Consider the following 21,155-nt stretch of genomic DNA (forward strand, 5'->3'; position numbering starts at 1 on the left):
CCGCATGACGAAGGGCCCGCCGGACAGGCGGGCCCTTCGACGTGGACGCGTCGGTCAGTAGACCGGCTTGTGCGGCTCGATCTGGTTGACCCAGCCGAGCACGCCGCCACCCAGATGGACGGCGTTGGCGAAGCCCGCGGCCTTGACCACGGCCAGCACCTCGGCCGAGCGCACGCCCGACTTGCAGTGCAGCACGATCTTCCGGTCCTGCGGCAGCTTCTCCAGCGCGTCGCCCATCAGGAACTCGTTCTTCGGGATCAGCACCGCGTCGGGGATGTTGACGATCTCGTACTCGCCGGGCTCGCGGACGTCGATGAGGTAGATGTCCTCCTTGTCGTCCTGCCACTGCTTGAGCTGCGCCGAGGTGATGGTCGAACCGGCGGCGGCGGCCTGCGCCTCCTCCGACACGACGCCGCAGAAGGCCTCGTAGTCGATCAGCTCGGTGACCGTCGGGTTCTCGCCGCAGACCGCGCAGTTCGGGTCCTTGCGGACCTTCACCTGGCGGTAGTTCATCTCCAGGGCGTCGTAGATCATCAGCCGGCCGACCAGCGGATCGCCGATGCCGGCCAGCAGCTTGATCGCCTCGTTGACCTGGATCGAGCCGATGGACGCGCACAGCACGCCCAGCACGCCGCCCTCGGCGCAGGAGGGGACCATGCCCGGCGGCGGGGCCTCCGGGTACAGGCAGCGGTAGCAGGGGCCGTGCTCGGCCCAGAAGACGCTGGCCTGGCCGTCGAAGCGGTAGATCGAGCCCCACACGTACGGCTTGCCGAGCAGCACGGCGGCGTCGTTCACCAGGTAGCGGGTGGCGAAGTTGTCGGTGCCGTCCACGATCAGGTCGTAGCCGGAGAAGATCTCCATGACGTTGGAGTTGTCGAGGCGCTCCTCGTGCAGGATCACGTCGACGTAGGGGTTGATCTCCTTGACCGAGTCGCGCGCCGACTCCGCCTTGGACCGGCCGATGTCGGCCTGGCCGTGGATGATCTGGCGCTGCAGGTTGGACTCGTCGACCACGTCGAACTCGACGATGCCCAGCGTGCCGACCCCGGCCGCCGCCAGGTACATCAGCGCGGGCGAACCGAGGCCGCCGGCGCCGACGCACAGCACCTTGGCGTTCTTCAGCCGCTTCTGCCCGGCCATGCCCACGTCGGGGATGATCAGGTGGCGGGAGTACCGGCGGACCTCGTCGACGGTGAGCTCGTCGGCCGGCTCGACCAGGGGTGGCAACGACACGGGGACTCCGATGGATGTCTTGTTCGGATGGCCAGGGCCAGCCTCGCTGTGGGGTTGTTGCTCCGCCACTCGGGTGGCTCTCTAGGCCAACAGTGTCACGTCCCACCGCTATTCCGAGACAGCCCGTCCGATGGGCGAGACGGGCGACGCCGGATCGTGGGACCGCCCAGCGGGCCCCGAAAGGCGCCGCGGGCCGCTGCTCCACGGGCCCGCGACACCCCCGGAGCGCGCTCAGACCCGGCAGGCCGTCTCCAGCCAGACGTCCCCCAGCGACTCCTCCAGCGGCACCTGTGTCCGCCATCCGAGACGGTCCCGGGCGGTGCGCACGTCCGCCTGCCGCCACGGCACCGGCTCGCCCGACACCACCCGGCCCTCCGGCCGCAGGCCCTCCGCGCGGTGGCCGTCCCCGCGGTGGCCCTCCGCCCGGTGACCGGGCAGGTACGGGCCGGGCTGGTGGTGGTGCCCCGGCCCGTGGTCGCCGCCCGCCCCGCCGACCTGCGCCGGAAGCAGGACCTGCCGGTTCTCCTCGACGATCGACCCCTCGAAGCCCGAGGCCCGCACCAGCAGCTGGGCCGCGTCCCGGGCCCGGACGGCGTGCCCGCTGCCGATGTTGATCACCCCGGTGGCGGCCGACACCGCGGCCGCCTGGATGGCCCGTGCGACGTCCCGCACGTCCACGAAATCCCGGTATCCGGACAGGTCCGGCATCCGCACCTGGCCCTCGTCCCGCTCCAGCGCCCGCCGCAGCCCCTCGGCCAGCCGGCCGAACAGCGAGGCGGTCGGCGACCCCGGCCCCACCACGTCGAACACCCGCAGCACCGCCGCGTCCAGGCCGGAGGCCAGCACCAGCTCCGTCCCCGCCAGCTTGGACACCCCGTACGGGCCGACCGGCCGCGGCTCGGCCTGCTCGGACACCGGCACCCCGCCGGGCACCGGCCCGTACTCGGCGGCCGAGCCGACGTGCACCAGCCGGGCCGGCTCCCGGCTGCGCCGGATCGCCTCGCAGACCGTCGCGACGGCCAGCGTGTTCGACCGGATCAGGGTGCGCGAGCTGCCGTAGGTGGCGCCCGCACAGTTGATCACCACCTGCGGCGCGACCGCGTCCAGGAACCGGGCCAGCGCACCCGGGCTCCCGGTGGTCAGGTCGAAGCGGATGTCGGCCGAGTCGCGCCGGCCGAGCACCGTCACCTGCAACTCCTGGTCCATCAGCAGACGGTCGGTGACCCGGCGGCCGATGAAGCCGTCGGCGCCCAGCAGCAGCACCCTCATCGGGGGCGTCCTTCCACGAAGCGAGGTCGGGGACGACCTGGCGGACTGAAAATCAACGAACGGACGGAACGGGGAACGCGGATCACGAGCGGTCACGAGCGGTCACGAGGGGTCAGCGGTGCGAGCCGGCCCGGCCGAGCACCGCCCAGGCGTACGCCGCCAGCAGCACCGCGACGGCGCCGCCGCCGAGCAGCAGGGCCGACGGCAGGGAGCGGCCCAGGGCGAGCAGCCCGAGCGTCGCGGCGGCCCCGGCCACCGCGCCCAGCGCGGCGGCCGTCCTCCGGCCGCAGTGCGCCAGCACCGCGGGCAGCACCAGCAGCAGGCCCAGCACGCCCTGCGCCGCCCACCGCCCGGGGCCGGCCCGCTCGGCCGCCAGCTGCAGCAGCCCGCCGCCGTGGCCCGGCCCGGGGCCCGGGGCCAGCATCGCCGTCACGGCCAGCGCGGCGTAGCTCAGCACCGCGAGCACCGCCAGGTGCAGGGCGAGCGCCACCGGCAGCACCGGCCGCATCCGGGCCCGGAACTCGGCCAGGGTGCCCGCCGCGTCGAGGTGGCCGCAGCCGATCCGCCGGTACCAGCGGGCCACCAGCTCGGCCGAGCCGACCGACAGCGCCGCCGCCGGCACCAGCGCGGCCCCCGGCGCCCGGTCCCCGGCCGGCACCACCGCGGGGACCAGCAGCAGCCCGGCCAGCCCCAGCCCGTACCCGAGCGCGGCGGGCCCGTACCGCGGGCCGGCCCGCCCGCCGGGCTCGGCCGGGGGCGGCGCGGTCAGCGCGGGCAGCAACACCAGCAGGACGGCGGCGGCCGCCACCACCGGCCGGCGGGCGCCGAGCGCGACCACCCCCGCGCAGGGCAGCACGGCCAGCGCGGCCGCGCCCAGGGCCTGCCGGGCATCGGCCCCGCGTCGCTGCGGCCGTACCGGCCCGGGATTCGGCGGGCGACGGGGCACCCGGGCGTACAGCTCCTCGGCGAGCGAGAACAGGTCGGCGTGCCGACAGCGGGCGGCGGCGTCCGGGCCGAGCCCGGCCTCCTCCAGCCCGGCGGCGATCTCCAGCGGGTCGACGGCGCGCTCGCACAGTTTCCGGTGCTGCGCCATGACCTCCCGCACCGGGTCCGCGCTGCTGCCGAGCGCCGGTCCGCCGGACATCAGACGGCCTCGGCGAGCGCGGCCGGCTCCCGGGCGCCGTCGCCGCCGTCCGCGTCCTCCGCGGCGCCGCCCGCGTCCTGCGGGGTGGCGCCCCGGCGCTCCCGCGGGCCGTCGGTGAGCCAGTACTCGGCGGGCCGGGCGAACGGGCGCGGCACCGGCCCGCCCCCGGCTCCCGGGAAGGCGGGGTACTGGGAGACCAGTTCCAGGTAGATCTCCCGGAAGGCGGCGACCAGCGGTTCGATGGCGAAGCGTTCCTGCGCCCGCAGCCGTCCGGCCAGCCCGAGCCGGGCGCGCCGCTCCTCGTCGCGCAGCAGCGCCAGGCAAGCGCCGGCCAGGGCGCGCGGGTCGCGGGCGGGCACCAGCAGCCCGGTCGGCCCGACCACCTCGCGGGCCACCCCGACGTCGGTGGACACCACCGCCCGGCCGCTGAGCATCGCGTCCGCGAGCAGTCGGGGGCCGCGCTGGGAGAGCGCCGAGAAGACGGCCACCGTGCCCGCCTCCCAGACCGCGGCGAGCTCGCCGGGCCGGCCGGCGAAGTGCACCGCCGGGGCCACCCCCAGCCGCTCGGCCACCGCCGCGCAGTGCGACCGGTGGCCGGGCGCCGTCTCCTCGCCGTACACCAGCAGGCGGGCTCCGGGCAGCTCGGCGCGGACCCGGGCGAAGGCGTGCAGCGCCGACTCCGGGTCACGGCCAGGCTCCAGGGCGCCCGCCCACACCAGGGTCGGCGTGGCCGGCTCCGGACCGGCGGCCGGGCGGTCCACCGCGGGCGTCCCCTCGTACACCACCCGGGTGCGCGCCGGGTCGGCCCCGCAGCGCAGCTGCCACTGCTGGTCGTGGGCGCTGCCGGGGGTCAGCACGGCGGCCTGCCGGTAGGTCTCCTCGGTGAGCGCCCGGAAGAAGGACAGCAGCAGCGCCCGTACCGGCCACCGGTACGGCGCGTGACTCCCGGCCCAGCCACCGAGGTACTGCTCGCGCAGGTGCAGGCGGTGCTCGGTGACCACGAACGGCACCCCGTGCAGGTGCCGGGCCACCAGGGCGGGCAGCGCGGCGAGACCGCCGCCGACCACGTGGCACAGGTCGGCCGCGCCGAGCCCGCCGGGCCCGGTGCCGTACCAGGGCGCGGCCAGCGGCCGCAGGCACTGCTCCAGCAGCTCGGCCGCGACCAGCACGTCGCGCACCAGCGGCTGCCCGGCCGAGGTGTCCGCGCCGGGCAGCCGCCAGGCCCGCTCCAGGATCCGGCGGGCGTGCCCGGAGGCCAGGAAGGCGGGCAGCCTGCCGTCCTCCCGGGCGAGCAGCGCCAGCCGGTACAGCCCGGGCCCGAAGCCGGCCCGCTCCGCGGGCAGCACCAGCGCCCGCACCAGGTGTTCGTACGCCGCGGCGTACTGGCGTCTGCGCAGCGCTCCCGGCGCCCGCCCGCCCGGCCGGCGCCCCCACGGCGCCAGGGCCTGTCCGGCGGCGCCGGGGCCCTGCGGGCCGGTCAGCGGGTACCGCTCGAACTCGTGCTCCGGCAGGCCCGCGGCCAGCCGGTCGCACCAGCCTCCGGTGCCACGCTGGGGATGCGCAGGGGCACCCTCGGTGAGCAGGGCAACGCGCACGGGAGACCTCCAGGGCAGAGCGGATTCGCGGGCGGATCACGGGACGGATCGACGGACGGGCCGGGCGGCCCGGGCAGCGGCCGGGGGAGCCCCCGCACGACGGCGGGGACGGCCGGACGGCCGGGGCCGCGCCACCGGACCACCGCCCGGGCGCCCGCCCGCTCCGGCGGTCGGGCCCGATCCGCCGGGACCTCCGGCCGCGGCCGTCCTCCGGTTCCTCCGGCGGCCGCGTCGCCCCCACACCTGTTCGGTCCGACAGCAGAAAGGTAGGACCGGCCCCGGGCAATCCATCGGTCACATGCCTGGCTGCCACCTGAACGAGTGAAACCCCGTGACCTCGGCCCGAACCGGGCCGTTACCGGGCGGTATACGGGGCCGCCCGCGGTATGCGCCTCCGGTACGCCTCCGGGTACGCCTCCTGATGCTCCTCCGGTGCGTGATCAGCCCGCCGTGTGCGCGATCAGCTCCCGGACGGCCCGGGCGACCTCGTCGGGGTGCTCCATCATCGCCACGTGCCCCGACTCCGGCAGCACCAGCAGCCGGGCGTCCGCGAAGGCGGCGCAGGCCCGGCGGGCCGAGCGGTAGCCGACCAGCTTGTCGCGCAGCCCGTACACCAGCAGCACCGGCGCCGTCACCGCCTCGGCCTGCCGCCACAGCGCCTGGTCGCCGCGCTCGGTGTACGCCGAGACGATGCCGCGGGCCGATCCGACCAGCGCCTGCATCGCGTGCGGCACCTCCAGCCGGCGCCGGTACTCGGCGACGGCCTCGGCCCGGGCGGTCGGGGTCAGGCTGCCCGGGTCGCCGTAGACCAGCCGCAGCAGGTCCTCGGTGGCCGCCTCGGCGTCGCGCCCGTTCGCGGACAGCCGGCGCAGCAGCGCGGGCACCCCGGGCACCGCGAGCAGTCCGGTCGGCCAGGCGGAGCGCTGCGGGGGCAGCTCGGGCAGGGCGGGCGAGACCAGGGTGAGGCTGCGCACCAGGTCCGGGCGGAGCGCGGCCAGCCGGACGGCGACCGCGCCGCCGAGGGAGTTGCCGAACAGGTGGACCGGGCCGCGGCCGGAGGCCTCCAGGTAGCCGATCACGGCCCGGACGTGGCCGGAGACGGTGAGGTTGCCGTCGGTGGGCGGGTGCGAGCGTCCGAAGCCGGGCAGGTCCACGGCCTCGCCGTCGACGAGTCCGGAGAGCCGGTCCATCAGGGCCGTCCAGTTGGCCGCCGAGCCGCCGAGGCCGTGCACGAAGAGGCCCGGCTCGCGGCCGTCCGCGGGGCCCTCCGGGGCCGGCCGGTGCACCGCGAGGACCGCCCCGGGGACCTCGACCGTACGTACCTGCTGCTCAGCGCTGCTCATGGTGGACGATGGTAGTGAGCCCGGCCCAGGGAGGCCCGGGGAGGTCCGCTCGTCCCGTCCCTCGTCACACCACTGCCGAGGCCGAGGTCAGCGCCGTATTGTGGGCTCCTGACAACCAGGCCGACCAGCTTTACTCGCCTTCGCCGAACGCGGGCGTGGTTACCGAAAAGTAGAATCGGCCATCTTGCCAGCCCCGAACAGACCCGAAGTGAGGAGCGCCGTGACGGCCATCCAGGAGGCGCAGGAGCGCCCGCGCGGTGCCCGCCTGCCGCGAAGCGCCCGCCGTGAACAACTGCTCGGTGCCGCCCAGGAGGTGTTCGTCGCGCACGGCTACCACGCGGCCGCCATGGACGACATCGCCGACCGTGCCGGGGTGAGCAAGCCGGTGCTCTACCAGCACTTCCCCGGGAAGCTGGAGCTCTACCTGGCGCTGCTGGACAAGCACTGCGACGCCCTGGTCGAGTCGACCCGCGAGGCGCTGTCGACGACCAGCGACAACAAGCAGCGGGTGGCCAACACCATGGAGGCGTACTTCAACTACGTCTCCAGCGAGTCGGGCGCCTTCCGGCTGGTCTTCGAGTCGGACCTGACCAACGAGCCCGCCGTGCGCGAGCGGGTCGAGCGGGCCTCCGAGGCGAGCGCGACGCTGGTCAGCAAGGTGATCCAGGAGGACACCGACCTGCCCGAGGCGGAGTCCAAGCTGCTCGCCGCCGGGGTCTGCGGCCTGGCCCAGATCACCGCCCGGTACTGGCTCTCGCAGGGTCTGGAGATCCCGCGCGACGAGGCGGTGCGGCTGGTCGCCAGCCTGTCCTGGCGCGGTCTGAAGGGCTTCCCGATGCACCCGGGCGAGCACCCCGGTGAGGCCGCCCACCAGGGGTGATCCCCCGATCTTCGCCTGGCCGGTGATCCGGTGCTCTATGGTGAAGCCGTACGGCGCGGTCGCCGCGAACGCTTGTCCCAGGCGGTTCGGTGCCCGTGCGTGGAGGCTGCAACCCCGGAGGGACGGAAGCCGTGGAGGTCAAGATCGGCGTGCAGAACGCGCCGCGCGAGATCGTGATCGAGAGCTCGCAGACTGCCGATGAGGTCCAGAGCGCGGTCGCGAAGGCGGTGGAGGGCTCGGAGAAGCTCTTCACGCTGACCGACGAGCACGGCCGCCGCGTCATCGTCCCGGCCGAGCGCCTGGCGTACGTGGAGATCGGCGAGCCGGCCGTTCGCAAGGTCGGCTTCGGCACCCTCTGAGGCGCCCGGTCGTTCCGGTGCCCCGTTCCCGTCAGGGAGCGGGGCACCGCTGCGTGTACGGCCGGGTCGGCCGGGGTACGGCGAGGGGTGCGGCGCCGGTGCCGCAAGCCCGTCCCCGGGAGGCACTCTTGCTGGTCGAGTCGATCGCCTTCGCCCTCGTCGGCCTGGTCACGGCCGGGGCCGCACTGCTGGCCCTGCCCTCGTACTTCCGGGCGGCCCGCGCGCTGACCGTGGGCACCGCGCTCGGGGCGGCACTGGCGGGCGGGGTGATCGCGCACTTCTGCCTGGACGGGCGGTACCCGGCGGTGTCGGTCGCGGCCGCGGCGCTGGCCTCGGGCGTGCTCACCTCGCTGCTGGCCCGGCCGGACCTCGCGGCCGGCCGCGCCCCGGCGCACCGGCACCACCCGCACCGGGCCGGCGCCCACCGCGCACCGCGGCGGCACCGGCCGGCGTAGGGCCTCAGCTGGCCAGGCCCAGGGCGGCCATCCGCTTGGTGTGCGCCTCGGTGATGCGGTTGAACATCTTGCCGACCTCGACCAGGTCGAAGCCCTGCACCTGCACGCCGCCGACCAGCATGTTCGACAGCGCGTCCCGCTCGGCGACGACCCGCTGGGCCTGGCTGAGCGCCTCGCCCATCAGCCGCCGGCCCCACAGCGCGAGCCGGCCGCCGGCCCGCGGGTCGGCCTCGATCGCCTCGCGCACCTTGTCGACGGCGAACTGGGCGTGGCCGGTGTCGGACATGACGCCGAGGACCAGGTCGCGGGTGTCGTCGTCCAGCCGGACGGCCACCTCGCGGTAGAAGTCGGTCGCGATGGCGTCGCCGACGTAGGCCTTGACCAAGCCCTCCAGCCAGTCCGAGGGCGCCGTCATCCGGTGGAACAGCTCCAGCGGCTCGACGAAGGGGCGCATCGCCTCCTGCGGGTCGGCGCCGATCTCGGCGAGCCGGTCGTGCAGCCGCTGGTAGTGCTGGAACTCGGCGGAGGCCATCCGGGCCAGGGCCGCCTTGTCGGCGAGGTCGGGCGCCAGCTTGGCGTCCTCGGCGAGCCGCTCGAAGGCGCTCAGCTCGCCGTACGCGAGCGCACCGAGCAGATCCAGCACCGCCGCCCGGTAACCGGGGTCGGCCGAGCACGCGGCCCAGTCGCCGATCGAGCCGGCCGCGTCCTGCGTCTCACCATGGGTCTCCATGGCCCGCCAGCTTAGTCCCGTACACCCCGCTCCCCCACCACCTGCCGCACCCGGGTGACCTGCCGAATCGCCTGCTCGGGCACCCGTCGCCAGGGGCGATGTCAGACGCGTCACGTGTTCGAGTCGTCGCCTGACTGTATGGTGGTACGGAGCCCCGTCGTGCTTGCACGGTGTCACCGCCGTCTCGGTACCCCGCGCAAGCCCGCTCCCAAGCGGCACCGTCCAGCCGGACGACTCCGCACCGGAGGCACGGGGACTCACGTACGCGGATGCCCGGTCGGAGAGCCGATCGGCTCCGACCATGGCTTGGACTTCAAGCCTTGGCACCGCATCAGTGGCCGAGCGAGGGCCGCCGAGACCACGCCCCATGGCGGAGGTCCCGCGCAGGTCCCTCAAGGGAATCCTCCCCGACGCCGCCGGCGACGCGCCCCGCATCAGGGCAGCGCGCACCGGCCGGCCGCAGGGACCGGCGCGGTTGTGCGTCCGCGCAGCTGTCATCAGGGCCGCCCAGGCCCGTACGCAGCCGCGCGGCTGCCCGCCCGCCGCTCGCTCTCGGCCCCTCCACACGGAAGAGGCAGCACCCTGTCCACCACCGCTGAACCCATCAAGACGACCTTCCGGGACCTCGGGATCCTCCCGGAGACCGCCGAGGCCCTGGAGGCCGTCGGCATCGTCCATCCCTTCCCCATCCAGGAGATGACCCTCCCGGTCGCGCTGACCGGCCACGACGTCATCGGCCAGGCCAAGACCGGCACCGGCAAGACCCTCGGCTTCGGCCTCCCGCTGATCGAGCGGGCCATCGTGCGCGCCGACGTGGACGCCGGCCGGGCCACCGAGGAGCAGCTCTCCGACTTCCCGCAGGCGCTGATCGTCGTCCCGACCCGCGAGCTCTGCACCCAGGTCACCAACGACCTGCAGACCGCCGGCAAGGTGCGCAACGTGCGCGTCCTCGCCGTCTACGGCGGCCGGGCGTACGAGCCGCAGGTCGAGGCGCTCACCAAGGGCGTCGACATCGTGGTCGGCACCCCGGGCCGACTGCTCGACCTGGCCGGGCAGAAGAAGCTGAACCTGTCCAAGGTCCGCGCGCTGGTCCTGGACGAGGCCGACGAGATGCTCGACCTGGGCTTCCTGCCCGACGTCGAGAAGATCATCACCATGCTGCCGGTCAAGCGGCAGACCCTGCTGTTCTCGGCCACCATGCCGGGCCAGGTGATCAGCCTCGCCCGCCGGTACATGAGCCAGCCGACCCACATCCGGGCCACCGCCCCGGACGACACCGGCGCCACCGTCGCCAACACCGAGCAGCACATCTTCCGCGCCCACTCGCTCGACAAGGTCGAGATGGTCTCGCGCATCCTGCAGGCCGAGGGCCGTGGGCTGGCGATGATCTTCTGCCGCACCAAGCGCACCGCCGCCGACGTCTCCGACCAGCTGACCCAGCGCGGCTTCGCGGCCGGCGCCGTCCACGGCGACCTCGGCCAGGGCGCCCGCGAGCAGGCCCTGCGGGCCTTCCGCAACGGCAAGGTCGACGTGCTGGTCTGCACCGACGTGGCCGCCCGCGGCATCGACGTCGAGGGCGTCACGCACGTCATCAACTACCAGTGCCCCGAGGACGAGAAGACCTACCTGCACCGGATCGGCCGCACCGGCCGGGCCGGCGCCTCCGGCACCGCCGTCACCCTGGTCGACTGGGACGACATCCCGCGCTGGCAGCTGATCAACAAGGCGCTGGACCTGTCGTTCAACGACCCGGAGGAGACCTACTCCACCTCGCCGCACCTGTACGAGCTGCTGAAGATCGCGCCGGGCACCAAGGGTGTCCTGCCGCGCTCGGAGCGGACCCGGGCGGGCCTCGGCGCGGAGGAGGTCGAGGACCTCGGCGAGACCGGCGGCCGCGGTGGCCGTGCCGGTCGCGGTCGCGGCCCGAAGGACGGCTCCGGCCGCCCGGGTGCCGCCGCCCCGGCCGAGACCGAGGAGCAGAAGCCGCGCCGCACCCGTGAGCGTCGCCGCACCCGTGGGGGCGCGTCGGTCGGCGAGGGCGAGGCCGCTGCCGTGACAGGGGCCGCCGTGGCGGCTCCGGCCGTCGAGGGCACCGAGGGCGAGGCCGCGCCGCGCCGTCGCCGTCGCCGCTCGCGCGGCGGCGCTGCGGGCGAGACCGCGGCCGCGGTCGAGGCTGCTCCGGTCGTCGAGGCCGCCGAGGCGATCGTCGCGGCGGCTGTCGTCGCCGAGGCCGTCGTCGCGCAGGCTCCGGCGGAGGAGAAGCCGGCCGCCCGGACCCGCACCCGGACGCGCAAGCCGAAGGCGGAGGCCGTGGAGACGGTCGAGGCCGTCGAGGCTGTCGCGGCCGTCGAGGTCGCCGCCACCGAGGCGCCGGCCAAGAAGCGCGCCACCCGGGCCCGCAAGCCGAAGGCCGAGGCCGAGGCCGTGGCCGTGGAGACGGTCGAGGCCGTCGAGGCCGCCGCCACCGAGGCGCCGGCCAAGAAGCGCGCCACCCGGGCCCGCAAGCCGAAGGCCGAGGCCGTCGAGACGGTCGAGGCCGCGGCCGCCGACGCCCCGGCCGAGAAGAAGCCGGCCACCCGGACCCGCACCCGCAAGGCCGCCGCCACCGCGGAGACCGCCCCGGAGGCCCCGGCTGCCGAGGCCGCCGCGGAGGTGCCGGCCCCGCGCAAGCGCACCCGGGCCCGCAAGGCCGCCGCCACTCCGGAGGCCACCCCGGAGAGCTGACCCTTCCGGTCTCCCCCGAGGGGGCGAGCCAGGCCACCCGGCCCGGCCCGCCCCCTCGGGCGTTCCCGCCACCGCCACCAGGGACGACAGGCCCTAGGCTCGGAGGCGTCCGACGAGTCGCGGGTCGCAGCAGAGCAGGGAGAAAAGCCCATGAGCACGCCGCCGTTTGTGAGGTTGCCCGGGTGTGCGCGGGCCGAGCGGGTGGTGACCGGGCGCGGGGAGTTCGCGGCGCTGCGGGCGGAGCCGGACGGGCCGGTGCGCGGGTCGGCGCTGCTGGTGCCGGGGTTCACGGGCAGCAAGGAGGACTTCATCGGACTGCTGGAGCCGCTGGCGACGGCCGGGTACCGGGTGACGGCCGTGGACCAGCGCGGCCAGTACGAGACCGGCGGGCCGGACGATCCGGAGGCCTACACCGTCGGGGCGCTGGGTGCGGACGTCCGGGCGCTCACCGAGGTGCTGGCGGCGGACGGCGGGCCGCTGCACCTGCTGGGGCACTCCTTCGGCGGCCAGGTGGTGCGCGAGGCGGTGATCGCCGCCGCCGCGCAGGGCCCGTTGCCGTGGCGGTCGCTGACCCTGGTGTCCACCGGGCCGGGAGCCATCGACCCGGCCGAGGCGGCCCGCACCAAGCTGCTGCTGGACGCCCTGCAGGTGCTGGGCCTGGAGGAGATCTGGCAGGTCATGCGGCAGATGGAGGCGGAAAGCGGGCAGCCGCGGCCGCACCTGGACCCGGCCGTCGCCGCGTTCCTGCACCGCCGCTGGGTGGCCGGGGTGCCGCGGGCGCTGTCGGTCACCGGCGGCCACCTGATCGCGGCGCCGGACCGCGTGGACGAGCTGGCCGCCGCCACTGCCGGGCTGCCGGTGCTGGTGCTGTCCGGGGTGCGGGACTACGCCTGGCCCGTCCCGGAGCAGACCGCGATGGCCGAGCGGCTGGGCGCCCGCCGGGTGGTGGTCGCGGACGCCGGCCACTCCCCCAACGCCGAGAAGCCGGCCGAGACCGCCGAGGCGCTGGCCGCGTTCTGGGCCTGATCGGCCCCCGCCGCACGCCCTCCCGGGAGTGGTCTGCACCACTTCTCGAACCTCGACCGGCTTCAACGCAGGACAAAATTCGTTAGTTACGGTAATCTTTGATTCTGTCCGGGAATCATCGCCGGCCGCTGCGCCGACGCGCACCACCCGAAACCTGACCTTCACGGACGGGCAACGGCCCGGTAGCACCGCCACGACACCGTGGTTCACGAGGCACTGGACGCACCAGGCAAGCAGGGGGAGCCCTTGCCGCAGCAGAGCGCCGCACGTACGCCCCGCCCGGCCCGGCCGATCCGCCGGACCCGCAAGAACCCGAAAGGGCTGATACCGACTCAGCCGCAATCGCCCCGCCCCGCGGGGACAGGAAGGGAGACGCCCATGACGAAGACCATGCGCTTCGAGATCGTCCGACTGGACGACGTCAACGGCTCCGCCACCGACCGCGTGATCGCGGACGCCGCCACCGTGCGCGAGCACGTCCAGGCCGCCGCCCGCACCGGCGAACGCCTGCTCATCCGCCCGTGCCCGACCGTCTGACCCCGCGCGGCCGCTCCGACCGGGAGCCCTCACCCGCCGCCGACGAGCCGGGATCGTCCGATCCGGACGTTCCGATACCAGACTGACGCCCCGTCACCGCGATCGCCGATGACGGGGCGTCAGTGCGTCCGCCCCCGGGCGGCCGCGTCCGGCCCCGGGCCCCGGACGTTTGCCGCCGCCCGCCACGGGACATCCCCCAACGGGAAACGTCCGCGCCGCGCCCACCCAACACCGGCCGGGCGTCCGCCACCGACAGGTGCCGCCGAGCCCTCCGTACGGGTGATCGTCCTTGACGCGGCGGTCCGGAGGGAGGAGCGTTGTCGGCTATGAGGGGCGAGCCCAGCTGCCCGAGGTGCGCCGGTCGGGTCCGCGCCCCCGGTCTGTTCTCAGACACCTGGCAGTGCGACCGGCACGGAGCAGTGCACCCGATGCAGCCCGTCCTGCCCCCGAGTGTCGAGGCCCTGGGTGTCGCCGTCGCCCGCTCGCAGGTCCCCGTCTGGATGCCCTGGCCGCTCCCGGTCGGCTGGCTCTACACCGGCATCGCCCACGTCGGCGACGACGTCTCCGGCGCCCGGGCCACCGCCGTCGCCTGCTCCGGCCCGGCGCCGCTCGGCGGCTTCGGCGAGCTGGTGCTCGTCGCCGAGGAGCTGGGCGTCGGGCTCGGTGCCCGCTACGCCGGCCTCCCCGGGCCCGACCCGGGCGACTCCGTCGGCCTCTACAAGCCCGCCGACGCCAAGCTGATGGCCGCCGGGCGGCCCACCCCGATGTTCCACGTGCCGGACGCCCCCGCCGATCGCGCGGTGTTCGCCGGAGAGGCCCGCGGGCTGTGGCTCTGGGCGATCGCCTGGCCCGAGCAGTCCGCCCTGGTGATGTACGACGAGCTGGTGCTCACCGACCTGCGCGAGGCCGGCGCCGAACTGGACCTGCTGCCCTGCGGGGCCCTCTCCCCCCGCCTGCTCGGCTGACTCCCGGCGCTCCCCGGCCGCCCGGCGCCCTGCGCGGCCTCCGCGGGCTCGCCCGGACGGCCTATCCTGGCGGCACCCACGAGCCTCCAGGAGCCCGATCCGTGCGCATCGACCTGCACGCCCACAGCAACGCGTCCGACGGCACCGACAGCCCCGCCGAGCTGGTCGCGGCGGCCGTCGCCGCAGGCCTCGACGTGGTGGCGCTCACCGACCACGACACCGTGGCCGGGCACGCCGAGGCCGCCGAGGCGGTGCACGCGCTGCCCGCCGGCACCCGGCTGACCGTCGTCCCGGGCGCGGAGCTGTCCTGCGTCGTGGACGGCGTCAGCATGCACCTGCTGGCGTACCTGTTCGACCCCGAGGAGCCGGAGTTCGCGCGCGAGCGGGAGTTGGTGCGCACCGACCGGTTCCGCCGCGGGCGGGCGATCGTCGAGCGCTGCCGGGAGCTCGGCGCGGACATCGACTGGGAGCAGGTGCAGCGGATCGCCGGCAACGGTTCGGTCGGGCGCCCGCACATCGCCAGCGCGCTGGTCGAGGCGGGCGTGGTGGCCACCGTCTCGGACGCCTTCACCCGCGAGTGGCTGGCCAACGGCGGCCGGGCGGACGTCCGCAAGCACGAGACCGACCCCTTCGAGGCGGTCCGGCTGGTCCGGGCGGCCGGCGGGGTGCCGGTCTTCGCCCACCCGGGCGCGGTCAAGCGCGGGCGGACCGTGCCGGAGCAGGTGATCGCCGAGCTCGCGGCGGCCGGGCTGGGCGGGCTGGAGGTCGACCACACCGACCACGACGAGGAGACCAGGGACCGGCTGCGCGGCCTGGCCGGGGAGCTCGGCCTGCTGGTCACCGGCTCCAGCGACTACCACGGCACCCGCAAGACCGTGCGGCTCGGCGAGCACACCACCGACCCGGAGGTGTACGAGGCGCTGCTGGCGCAGGCGACCGGCGGCAAGCCGATCGCCCGCTGAGCGGGCGTCAGTCCAGCCGGACGCCGCGCCGGTCCGGGTCGCGCAGATCGGTGCCCTGGTTCAGCCAGCGCTCCTGGAGCGCGGCGGCGCCGTGCACCCGCTTCCAGCCGGCCTCGTTGGGCGTCATCGGCAGCAGCGGCAGGAAGCGGACCGCTTCGGCCGGCTCGGCCAGCTCCAGGTCCTCGACCAGGCCGCCCGGCTCGGCGGCCAGCACCGAGGTGAACGGCGCGCCCTCCCAGAGCGGGGCGCCGAGGTCCAGCGAGCCGCCGGGGGCCACCACCAGGCCCTCGACCTGCGGTGTCGCGGCGAAGGTGGCCAGGCTGCGCAGCACGCTGTCGCGTCCGCCGCGGACGGTCAGCACCAGTTCGACACGCGGGCCGCGCAGTTGGTCGGCGACCGGCGAGGTGGGGTCGGCCATCGGGGCGGCGGCCATGCCGAGCGTGGCGTAGCGCACCAGGCCCTCGGTGTCGGGGCCGAAGCGCAGCACCTCGATCCGGTCGGTGCCGAGGAAGGTGACCGCGGCCCGGCCGCTCGGCTCGCCGAAGGTGGAGATCAGCCGGGCCTCGACGGCGGCCAGCACCGCCTCCCGGGAGAGCTCCGGGGAGCTGCCGCCGTGGGGGTCGCCGAAGAGCGGGAAGTCGTGGGCCATGCCGGTGAGCGTAACCCGCGGGTACGGCCCGGTTGCGGTCGGGCCGAGCCGCTCCGGGCGCGCTGTCCGTAAAGCCTTCGGAAACCCCTGGGGGCTCCCGGTCGCCGACGGGCGGTCAGATGTTAGGGTGAGCGACTGGCCACCGGGATGCTTCCGTCTCGGGGCGGCGGCGCGAAGGAGGTGGTTGCGGTGGATACCGGCCGACCATGCAGTACCGGCAGCTCTGCCCGGCCCCGACTCCTCCGTACCCCGCGCCCCGCAGGCCCGACCGGCTGATTCAGCCGTAGTAGCCCCGAGCGCAGGCCCCACGGCGGACGGACCGGCCGGGAGAGCACCTTCATCCCCCCTTCACCGGTGTTCTTCGCCGTCGTACCGCGGCCGAACGTTTCCTCTTCACGCCGCCGTGTGACGGCTCCTGCCTCTGGGAGCCCGCCATGTCGATGATCAACAGCCTGCGCGCCGCCGTCCGCACCAACCGCCGCCGCGGCGCGGCCGGGGTGTACGACGCCGCCACCGACGACGCCGGCTCGGCCATCGTGGACTGCGCGGTCTACCGGCACGGCAAGCGCCGGGGCGAGACCTGCAGCCCGCGCGAGGCCGCCCGCCGGGTCAAGGCCGAGCAGCAACTGCCGGACGGCGCCGGTTCGTTCAGCTGGATCGGGCTGCACGAGCCGACCGAGGCCGAGTTCGAGGGGATCGCCCAGCGCTTCGGCCTGCACCCGCTCGCGGTGGAGGACGCGGTGCACGCGCACCAGCGGCCCAAGGTCGAGCGCTACGACGACGTGCTGTTCGCCGTCTTCAAGACCATCCGCTACGTGGAGCACGACCAGCTCACGCCCACCAGCGAGGTGGTGGACACCGGTGAGCTGATGGTGTTCGCCGGGCGGGACTTCGTGATCACCGTGCGGCACGGCGGCCACGGCTCGCTGCAGGAGCTGCGCCACCGCCTGGAGGCCGACGCGGACGAGTCCGGGCTGCTCGCCAAGGGCCCCGCGGCCGTGCTGCACGCCATCGCCGACCACGTCGTGGACAACTACCTGCTGGTCGCCGAGCGGCTGCAGAACGACGTGGACGAGATCGAGTACGGCGTCTTCTCGGCCAAGGGCGGCCGCAGCGCCGACGTCGGCCGGGTCTACCAACTCAAGCGCGAGGTCCTGGAGTTCAAGCGCGCCGTGGTGCCGCTGCTGCGCCCGATGCAGCAGCTGTCCGAGCCGCTGCAGCGCCTGGTGGACCAGGACATCCAGAAGTACTTCCGGGACGTCGCCGACCACCTGGCCCGGGTGGCCGAGCAGGTGCACGGCTTCGACGAACTGCTGAACTCGCTGCTGCAGGCCAACCTGGCGCAGGTCTCGGTGGCGCAGAACGAGGACATGCGCAAGATCACCGCCTGGGCGGCGATCTTCGCCGTGCCCACCATGATCACCGGCGTGTACGGCATGAACTTCGACTACATGCCCGAGCTGCACCACGAGTACGGCTACCCGATGGTGCTCGGTGCGATCGCGCTGATCTGCGTCGGGATGTACCGGGGCTTCCGCCGCAACGGCTGGCTCTGACCGCCCGCGCCGGTCAGCGCCGCCCGCCGCGGGCGACCAGGACCAGCCCGAGCAGGATCAGCACCACCGCCGGGTAGGCGGCCGCCGGCGGCCACTGGCCCAGCCAGAGGGCCGCGATCAGCGCCGCGCCCGGGGTCTCCAGCAGGATCGCGGTGGAGGTGATCGACGGGCCGAGGTTGCGCACCACGCGGCTGCTCAGCGAGTGGCCGAGCAGCTGGGCGGTGACCATCAGGAGCGCGATCTGCCACCACGCCCCGGCCGGCCACCCGGCCAGCGGAGTCCCGGCGACCAGGCAGATGACCAGCAGGCCCAGGGCCGTGGTGGCGTAGCAGACCAGGGTGTACGCGGTGGTGCTGACGGTCTTGCGGACCTCGGCGCCCAGCAGCATGTAGCCGGCCGCGGCCAGGCCGGCGGCGAGGGCGAGGGCGTCGCCGAGCAGCGCCCGCGGGGAGAGCGAGAGGTCGACCCCGGTCAGTACCAGCACGCCGGCGAAGGCGACGATCGTGCCCAGCCAGACCAGGCGCGGCGCCCGGACGCCCATCAGCCGCATCAGCAGGATGGTCCACAGCGGGGTGGTGGTGACCAGGGCGGTGGCGGAGGCCACCGAGGTCATCCGCAGGCTGGGCATCCAGAGCGCGAAGTGGACGGCGAGCAGCGCCCCGGCCGCGATCGCCAGCAGCAGCGCCCGTCGGCCGATCCCGCGCAGCTCGGCCCGGTGGCGCAGCAGCGCGTACGGGCCGAGGACGCCGACCGACATGACGTTGCGCCAGAAGGCGATCGCCAGTGCGGGCGCGGCGGTGGCGCTGATCAGCGGGCCGGAGAGCGAGATGCCACCGATCGAGACGGCGAGCAGCAGCAGGTCGAGGGTGGGGAGCGGCGTCCGCCTCGGGTCGGCGGTGCGGGCGGGGTCGGCGGTGACGGCGGGGGCGGTCGCGGGCCGGGCGGCGGGCACGGCGCTCCTCTGCTGGTCGCGATGGGCGGGGCGATCATACGGTAAGGCCCATGGCGCCGTAATGGAACTGTCGCCCGGAGGCTGAGACATTCGGCGGACGGAAGGGGAGGGGAAACCCGTACGCTGTCCGCCATGGACCGTACGCCCGCCGCCGCGACCGCCGACGCCTTCCTCGACCAGGCCCTGCTGGAGGAGGCCGCGAAGAAGTCCGGCCTGCTCTGGGTGCGCGCCGACGGGCAGGACCAGGCCCGGGCGCTGTGGCACGCCTGGCACGACGGCGCGGTCGTGGTGGTCGGCGAGGGCGGCGAGCAGCCGCTGCACGGCCTGGCCCCCGGCGCCGGGGCCGTGGTGACCGTCCGCAGCAAGGACAAGGGCGGCCGGCTCACCGGCTGGAACGCCCGGGTGGTCGAGCTGGCGCCGGAGAGCGAGGCCTGGCGGGGCGCCGTCGAGGAGCTCAAGGGCAAGCGGCTGAACGCACCCGACACCGACGCGATCACCGAGCGCTGGGCCCGCGAGTGCCGGGTGCTGCGGCTGGAGCCCACCGGCGCGCTCACCGAGCACCCGGGCGCGATGCCGGACGGCTCGCACGCGGCCGAATCGATGCCCACCCCGGCCACCACCCGCCGCCCGATCCCGGCCGGCCTGCCCAAACTGCTGTTCAAGCGCCGTTAAAGGTTCACGCCGAGGACTCCTGTGACCGCTACCGTGCCTCGTCGGGCCGGGCCCCGCGCTCGCGGGTAGCCTTGGCCGCGAGTGCCCGGTGCACCACGCACGGCGTCGAACGAGTCGAGGGAGTCCATGGCAGGGCCAGGCACCCGGGTCTTCATCTCCCACCTCTCCGCCCTCGCGGTCTTCGACCCGAACGGCGACCAGGTCGGTCGGGTCCGGGACGTCGTCGTCTCGCTGCGGCTCGGCGGCCGTCCGCCGCGCGTGCTCGGCCTGGTGGTCGAGGTGGTCGGCCGGCGCCGGATCTTCCTGCCGATGACCCGCGTCACCAGCCTGGAGTCCGGCCAGGTGCTCACCACCGGCGTGATCAACCTGCGCCGCTTCGAGCAGCGCCCGTCCGAGACCCTGGTGCTCGCCGAGCTGCTGGACCGCACCGTCACCTGGTCCAAGACCGCTGAGGACGTCACCGTGCTGGACGTCGGCATGGTGCAGACCCGGCTGCGCGAGTGGGAGATCAGCAAGGTCTTCGTCCAGCTCGGCCGGGCCGGCCGGCTGCGCAAGGGCAAGGGCGAGCGGCTGACCCTGGACTGGCAGGACGTCACCGGCTTCGCGCTGCCCGAGCAGGACCAGGGCGCCGCCAACCTGCTCGCCACCTTCGAGCAGCTGCGCCCCGCCGACCTCGCCAGCGTGATGCACCACCTGTCCGCCAAGCGCCGCGCCGAGGTCGCCGCCGCCCTGGACGACGAGCGGCTGGCCGACGTCCTGGAGGAGCTGCCCGAGGACGACCAGGTCGAGATCATCGGCAAGCTCCAGGAGGAGCGCGCCGCCGACGTCCTGGAGGCGATGGACCCGGACGACGCCGCCGACCTGCTCTCCGAACTGCCCGGCGACGAGGCGGAGCGGCTGCTCCAGCTGATGGAGCCGGACGAGGCCGCGCCGGTGCGCCGCCTGCTCACGTACGAGGAGGACACCGCCGGCGGTCTGATGACCACCGAGCCCGTCGTCCTGGAGCCGGACGCGACGGTCGCCGAGGCGCTGGCCCGGATCCGGGTCCGCGACCACAAGCCCGCCCTCGCCGCCCAGGTCTTCGTCTGCCGCCCGCCGAACGAGACCCCCACCGGCCGCTACCTGGGCACCGTGCACTTCCAGCGGCTGCTGCGCGAACCCCCGTACGTGCTGGTCGGCTCGCTGGTGGACGACGACCTGGACCCGCTGCCGCCGGACACCCCGCTGTCGCTGATCACCAGCTACCTGGCGACCTACAACCTGGTCGCCGCGCCGGTCGTGGACGAGATGGACCACCTGCTCGGCGCGGTGACCGTCGACGACGTGCTCGACCACCTGCTGCCGGAGGACTGGCGCGACGTCGCGCTGCACGCCGACGACGACACCCGGCACGACGAGAGGGAAGGGGTGACCGGTGGACGGTGACCGCAACGGCAGGCCGGACGACTCCGCGCGCCGGCGCCTCCAGGGCGAACTGCGGCAGCTGCGCCAGCTCCGCGAGCTGCGCACCCGCGCGGGCAGCCGGGAGCGGCGCACGGACACCGCCCCGATCACCGGCACCGGCCGCACCCGGCTCGACCAGCCGCGCACCGAGCGGCCCGGCCTGCTCTCGCTGCCCTCCTACGACCCGGAGGCCTTCGGCGTCCTGTCCGAGCGGATCGCCCGCTTCCTCGGAACCGGGCGGTTCATCGTCTGGATGACGGTGGTGGTCGTCATCTGGATAGCGTGGAACACGCTGCTGCCGGCGCCCGTGCGCTTCGACGAGTACCCGTTCATCTTCCTGACCCTGGCGCTGTCGCTGCAGGCCTCGTACGCGGCGCCGCTGATCCTGCTGGCGCAGAACCGCCAGGACAACCGGGACCGGGTCAACATGGAGCAGGACCGGGCCCGCAGCGACCGCAACATCGCGGACACCGAGTACCTGACCCGCGAGGTCGCGGCCCTGCGGCACGGGCTGGGCGAGGTCGCCACCCGTGACTTCATCCGTTCCGAACTGCAGTCCCTGCTCAGGGAGATCGAGGAGCGCCGGGAGGCCCCCGAGCCGCTGTGATCCGCGGCACGCTACCGACGGGTCAACCGGTTGGCCCGGCGCCGTACCATCAAG

Annotated in this window: 20 protein-coding genes; 12 read left to right on the forward strand and 8 right to left on the reverse strand. The window is 74.8% G+C overall.

The window, feature by feature from the left end; translation table 11 throughout:
- Nucleotides 1–54: 54 nt before the first annotated feature.
- The 5 genes from moeZ to BX285_RS01845 all read right to left on the reverse strand — a co-directional run bounded on the left by moeZ (nucleotide 55) and on the right by BX285_RS01845 (nucleotide 6,584).
- Nucleotides 55–1,233, reverse strand: coding sequence for an adenylyltransferase/sulfurtransferase MoeZ (moeZ, locus tag BX285_RS01825; protein ID WP_097236352.1), 1,179 nt, complete (start codon nucleotides 1,231–1,233; stop codon nucleotides 55–57).
- Nucleotides 1,234–1,464: 231 nt separating this feature from the next.
- Nucleotides 1,465–2,502 carry an NAD(P)-dependent oxidoreductase gene (locus BX285_RS01830; protein WP_121174288.1) on the reverse strand — a complete coding sequence of 346 codons (1,038 nt, stop codon included), beginning with the start codon at nucleotides 2,500–2,502 and terminating at the stop codon, nucleotides 1,465–1,467.
- A 112-nt stretch (nucleotides 2,503–2,614) separates the two neighbouring features.
- Nucleotides 2,615–3,646, reverse strand: coding sequence for a hypothetical protein (locus BX285_RS01835; protein ID WP_121174289.1), 1,032 nt, complete (start codon nucleotides 3,644–3,646; stop codon nucleotides 2,615–2,617).
- A complete protein-coding gene (locus tag BX285_RS01840; protein ID WP_183106979.1) occupies nucleotides 3,646–5,241 on the reverse strand; it encodes a glycosyltransferase in 1,596 nt (531 codons plus the stop codon). The genes BX285_RS01835 and BX285_RS01840 overlap by 1 nt, the downstream gene beginning before the upstream one ends.
- A 440-nt stretch (nucleotides 5,242–5,681) precedes the next feature.
- Complete coding sequence (locus BX285_RS01845; RefSeq protein WP_121174291.1) at nucleotides 5,682–6,584, reverse strand: alpha/beta fold hydrolase; 903 nt, start codon at nucleotides 6,582–6,584, stop codon at nucleotides 5,682–5,684.
- 220 nt (nucleotides 6,585–6,804) lie between these two features.
- On the opposite strand from BX285_RS01845, the gene BX285_RS01850 reads away from it, so the two are divergent.
- From BX285_RS01850 to BX285_RS01860, 3 genes are all read left to right on the forward strand, one after another.
- The gene (locus tag BX285_RS01850) at nucleotides 6,805–7,464 is read left to right on the forward strand and encodes a TetR/AcrR family transcriptional regulator (protein ID WP_097236357.1); all 660 of its coding nucleotides are present in this window, start codon (nucleotides 6,805–6,807) and stop codon (nucleotides 7,462–7,464) included.
- 131 nt (nucleotides 7,465–7,595) lie between these two features.
- On the forward strand, nucleotides 7,596–7,823 hold the full coding sequence (locus tag BX285_RS01855) for a DUF3107 domain-containing protein (protein WP_097236358.1): 228 nt from the start codon (nucleotides 7,596–7,598) through the stop codon (nucleotides 7,821–7,823).
- Nucleotides 7,824–7,951: 128 nt separating this feature from the next.
- Nucleotides 7,952–8,278, forward strand: a complete 327-nt coding sequence (locus tag BX285_RS01860) for a hypothetical protein (protein ID WP_097236359.1) — start codon at nucleotides 7,952–7,954, stop codon at nucleotides 8,276–8,278.
- A gap of 4 nt (nucleotides 8,279–8,282) precedes the next feature.
- Here BX285_RS01860 and BX285_RS01865 read toward each other — a convergent pair whose 3' ends face one another.
- A complete protein-coding gene (locus BX285_RS01865) occupies nucleotides 8,283–9,008 on the reverse strand; it encodes a ferritin-like fold-containing protein (protein WP_097236360.1) in 726 nt (241 codons plus the stop codon).
- Nucleotides 9,009–9,485: 477 nt separating this feature from the next.
- Here BX285_RS01865 and BX285_RS01870 point away from each other — a divergent pair, with 477 nt between their 5' ends.
- The 5 genes from BX285_RS01870 to BX285_RS01885 all read left to right on the forward strand — a co-directional run bounded on the left by BX285_RS01870 (nucleotide 9,486) and on the right by BX285_RS01885 (nucleotide 15,222).
- Complete coding sequence (locus tag BX285_RS01870) at nucleotides 9,486–11,732, forward strand: DEAD/DEAH box helicase (RefSeq protein ID WP_398899396.1); 2,247 nt, start codon at nucleotides 9,486–9,488, stop codon at nucleotides 11,730–11,732.
- 150 nt (nucleotides 11,733–11,882) lie between these two features.
- Nucleotides 11,883–12,758, forward strand: a complete 876-nt coding sequence (locus BX285_RS01875; RefSeq protein ID WP_121174293.1) for an alpha/beta fold hydrolase — start codon at nucleotides 11,883–11,885, stop codon at nucleotides 12,756–12,758.
- Between the two features lie 378 nt (nucleotides 12,759–13,136).
- Entirely contained in the window at nucleotides 13,137–13,295 is a 159-nt protein-coding gene (locus BX285_RS37050) for a hypothetical protein (RefSeq protein ID WP_179852622.1), read from the forward strand.
- A gap of 326 nt (nucleotides 13,296–13,621) precedes the next feature.
- A complete protein-coding gene (locus BX285_RS01880; RefSeq protein WP_097236363.1) occupies nucleotides 13,622–14,260 on the forward strand; it encodes a DUF6758 family protein in 639 nt (212 codons plus the stop codon).
- A 101-nt stretch (nucleotides 14,261–14,361) separates the two neighbouring features.
- A complete protein-coding gene (locus tag BX285_RS01885; protein ID WP_097236364.1) occupies nucleotides 14,362–15,222 on the forward strand; it encodes a PHP domain-containing protein in 861 nt (286 codons plus the stop codon).
- A 7-nt stretch (nucleotides 15,223–15,229) separates the two neighbouring features.
- Here BX285_RS01885 and BX285_RS01890 read toward each other — a convergent pair whose 3' ends face one another.
- Nucleotides 15,230–15,871, reverse strand: a complete 642-nt coding sequence (locus BX285_RS01890; protein ID WP_121174294.1) for a suppressor of fused domain protein — start codon at nucleotides 15,869–15,871, stop codon at nucleotides 15,230–15,232.
- 434 nt (nucleotides 15,872–16,305) lie between these two features.
- On the opposite strand from BX285_RS01890, the gene corA reads away from it, so the two are divergent.
- Nucleotides 16,306–17,427 carry a magnesium/cobalt transporter CorA gene (gene corA, locus BX285_RS01895; protein ID WP_097236366.1) on the forward strand — a complete coding sequence of 374 codons (1,122 nt, stop codon included), beginning with the start codon at nucleotides 16,306–16,308 and terminating at the stop codon, nucleotides 17,425–17,427.
- Nucleotides 17,428–17,440: 13 nt separating this feature from the next.
- Here the strand turns inward: corA and BX285_RS01900 are convergent, their stop codons facing one another.
- Entirely contained in the window at nucleotides 17,441–18,379 is a 939-nt protein-coding gene (locus BX285_RS01900) for a DMT family transporter (RefSeq protein ID WP_373560483.1), read from the reverse strand.
- Between the two features lie 132 nt (nucleotides 18,380–18,511).
- Here BX285_RS01900 and BX285_RS01905 point away from each other — a divergent pair, with 132 nt between their 5' ends.
- The 3 genes from BX285_RS01905 to BX285_RS01915 all read left to right on the forward strand — a co-directional run bounded on the left by BX285_RS01905 (nucleotide 18,512) and on the right by BX285_RS01915 (nucleotide 21,101).
- Nucleotides 18,512–19,051, forward strand: a complete 540-nt coding sequence (locus tag BX285_RS01905) for a hypothetical protein (RefSeq protein WP_121174295.1) — start codon at nucleotides 18,512–18,514, stop codon at nucleotides 19,049–19,051.
- Nucleotides 19,052–19,177: 126 nt separating this feature from the next.
- Nucleotides 19,178–20,476: a magnesium transporter MgtE N-terminal domain-containing protein gene (locus BX285_RS01910; protein WP_097236369.1), complete on the forward strand. Its 1,299-nt coding sequence runs from the start codon at nucleotides 19,178–19,180 to the stop codon at nucleotides 20,474–20,476.
- 49 nt (nucleotides 20,477–20,525) lie between these two features.
- On the forward strand, nucleotides 20,526–21,101 hold the full coding sequence (locus BX285_RS01915) for a DUF1003 domain-containing protein (protein WP_373560555.1): 576 nt from the start codon (nucleotides 20,526–20,528) through the stop codon (nucleotides 21,099–21,101).
- Nucleotides 21,102–21,155 lie beyond the last annotated feature (54 nt).

This window comes from Streptomyces sp. 1114.5, from assembly GCF_003635085.1.
Classification (GTDB): Bacteria; Actinomycetota; Actinomycetes; order Streptomycetales; family Streptomycetaceae; genus Kitasatospora.

Coding starts and splice junctions, on each gene's coding strand:
- BX285_RS01830 (WP_121174288.1), bottom strand. CDS start 2,502: ATGAGGGTGCTGCTGCTGGGCGCCGACGGCTTCATCGGCCGCCGGGTC.
- BX285_RS01835 (WP_121174289.1), bottom strand. CDS start 3,646: ATGTCCGGCGGACCGGCGCTCGGCAGCAGCGCGGACCCGGTGCGGGAG.
- BX285_RS01845 (WP_121174291.1), bottom strand. CDS start 6,584: ATGAGCAGCGCTGAGCAGCAGGTACGTACGGTCGAGGTCCCCGGGGCG.
- BX285_RS01865 (WP_097236360.1), bottom strand. CDS start 9,008: ATGGAGACCCATGGTGAGACGCAGGACGCGGCCGGCTCGATCGGCGAC.
- BX285_RS01875 (WP_121174293.1), top strand. CDS start 11,883: ATGAGCACGCCGCCGTTTGTGAGGTTGCCCGGGTGTGCGCGGGCCGAG.
- BX285_RS37050 (WP_179852622.1), top strand. CDS start 13,137: ATGACGAAGACCATGCGCTTCGAGATCGTCCGACTGGACGACGTCAAC.
- BX285_RS01880 (WP_097236363.1), top strand. CDS start 13,622: ATGAGGGGCGAGCCCAGCTGCCCGAGGTGCGCCGGTCGGGTCCGCGCC.
- BX285_RS01890 (WP_121174294.1), bottom strand. CDS start 15,871: ATGGCCCACGACTTCCCGCTCTTCGGCGACCCCCACGGCGGCAGCTCC.
- corA (WP_097236366.1), top strand. CDS start 16,306: ATGTCGATGATCAACAGCCTGCGCGCCGCCGTCCGCACCAACCGCCGC.
- BX285_RS01905 (WP_121174295.1), top strand. CDS start 18,512: ATGGACCGTACGCCCGCCGCCGCGACCGCCGACGCCTTCCTCGACCAG.
- BX285_RS01910 (WP_097236369.1), top strand. CDS start 19,178: ATGGCAGGGCCAGGCACCCGGGTCTTCATCTCCCACCTCTCCGCCCTC.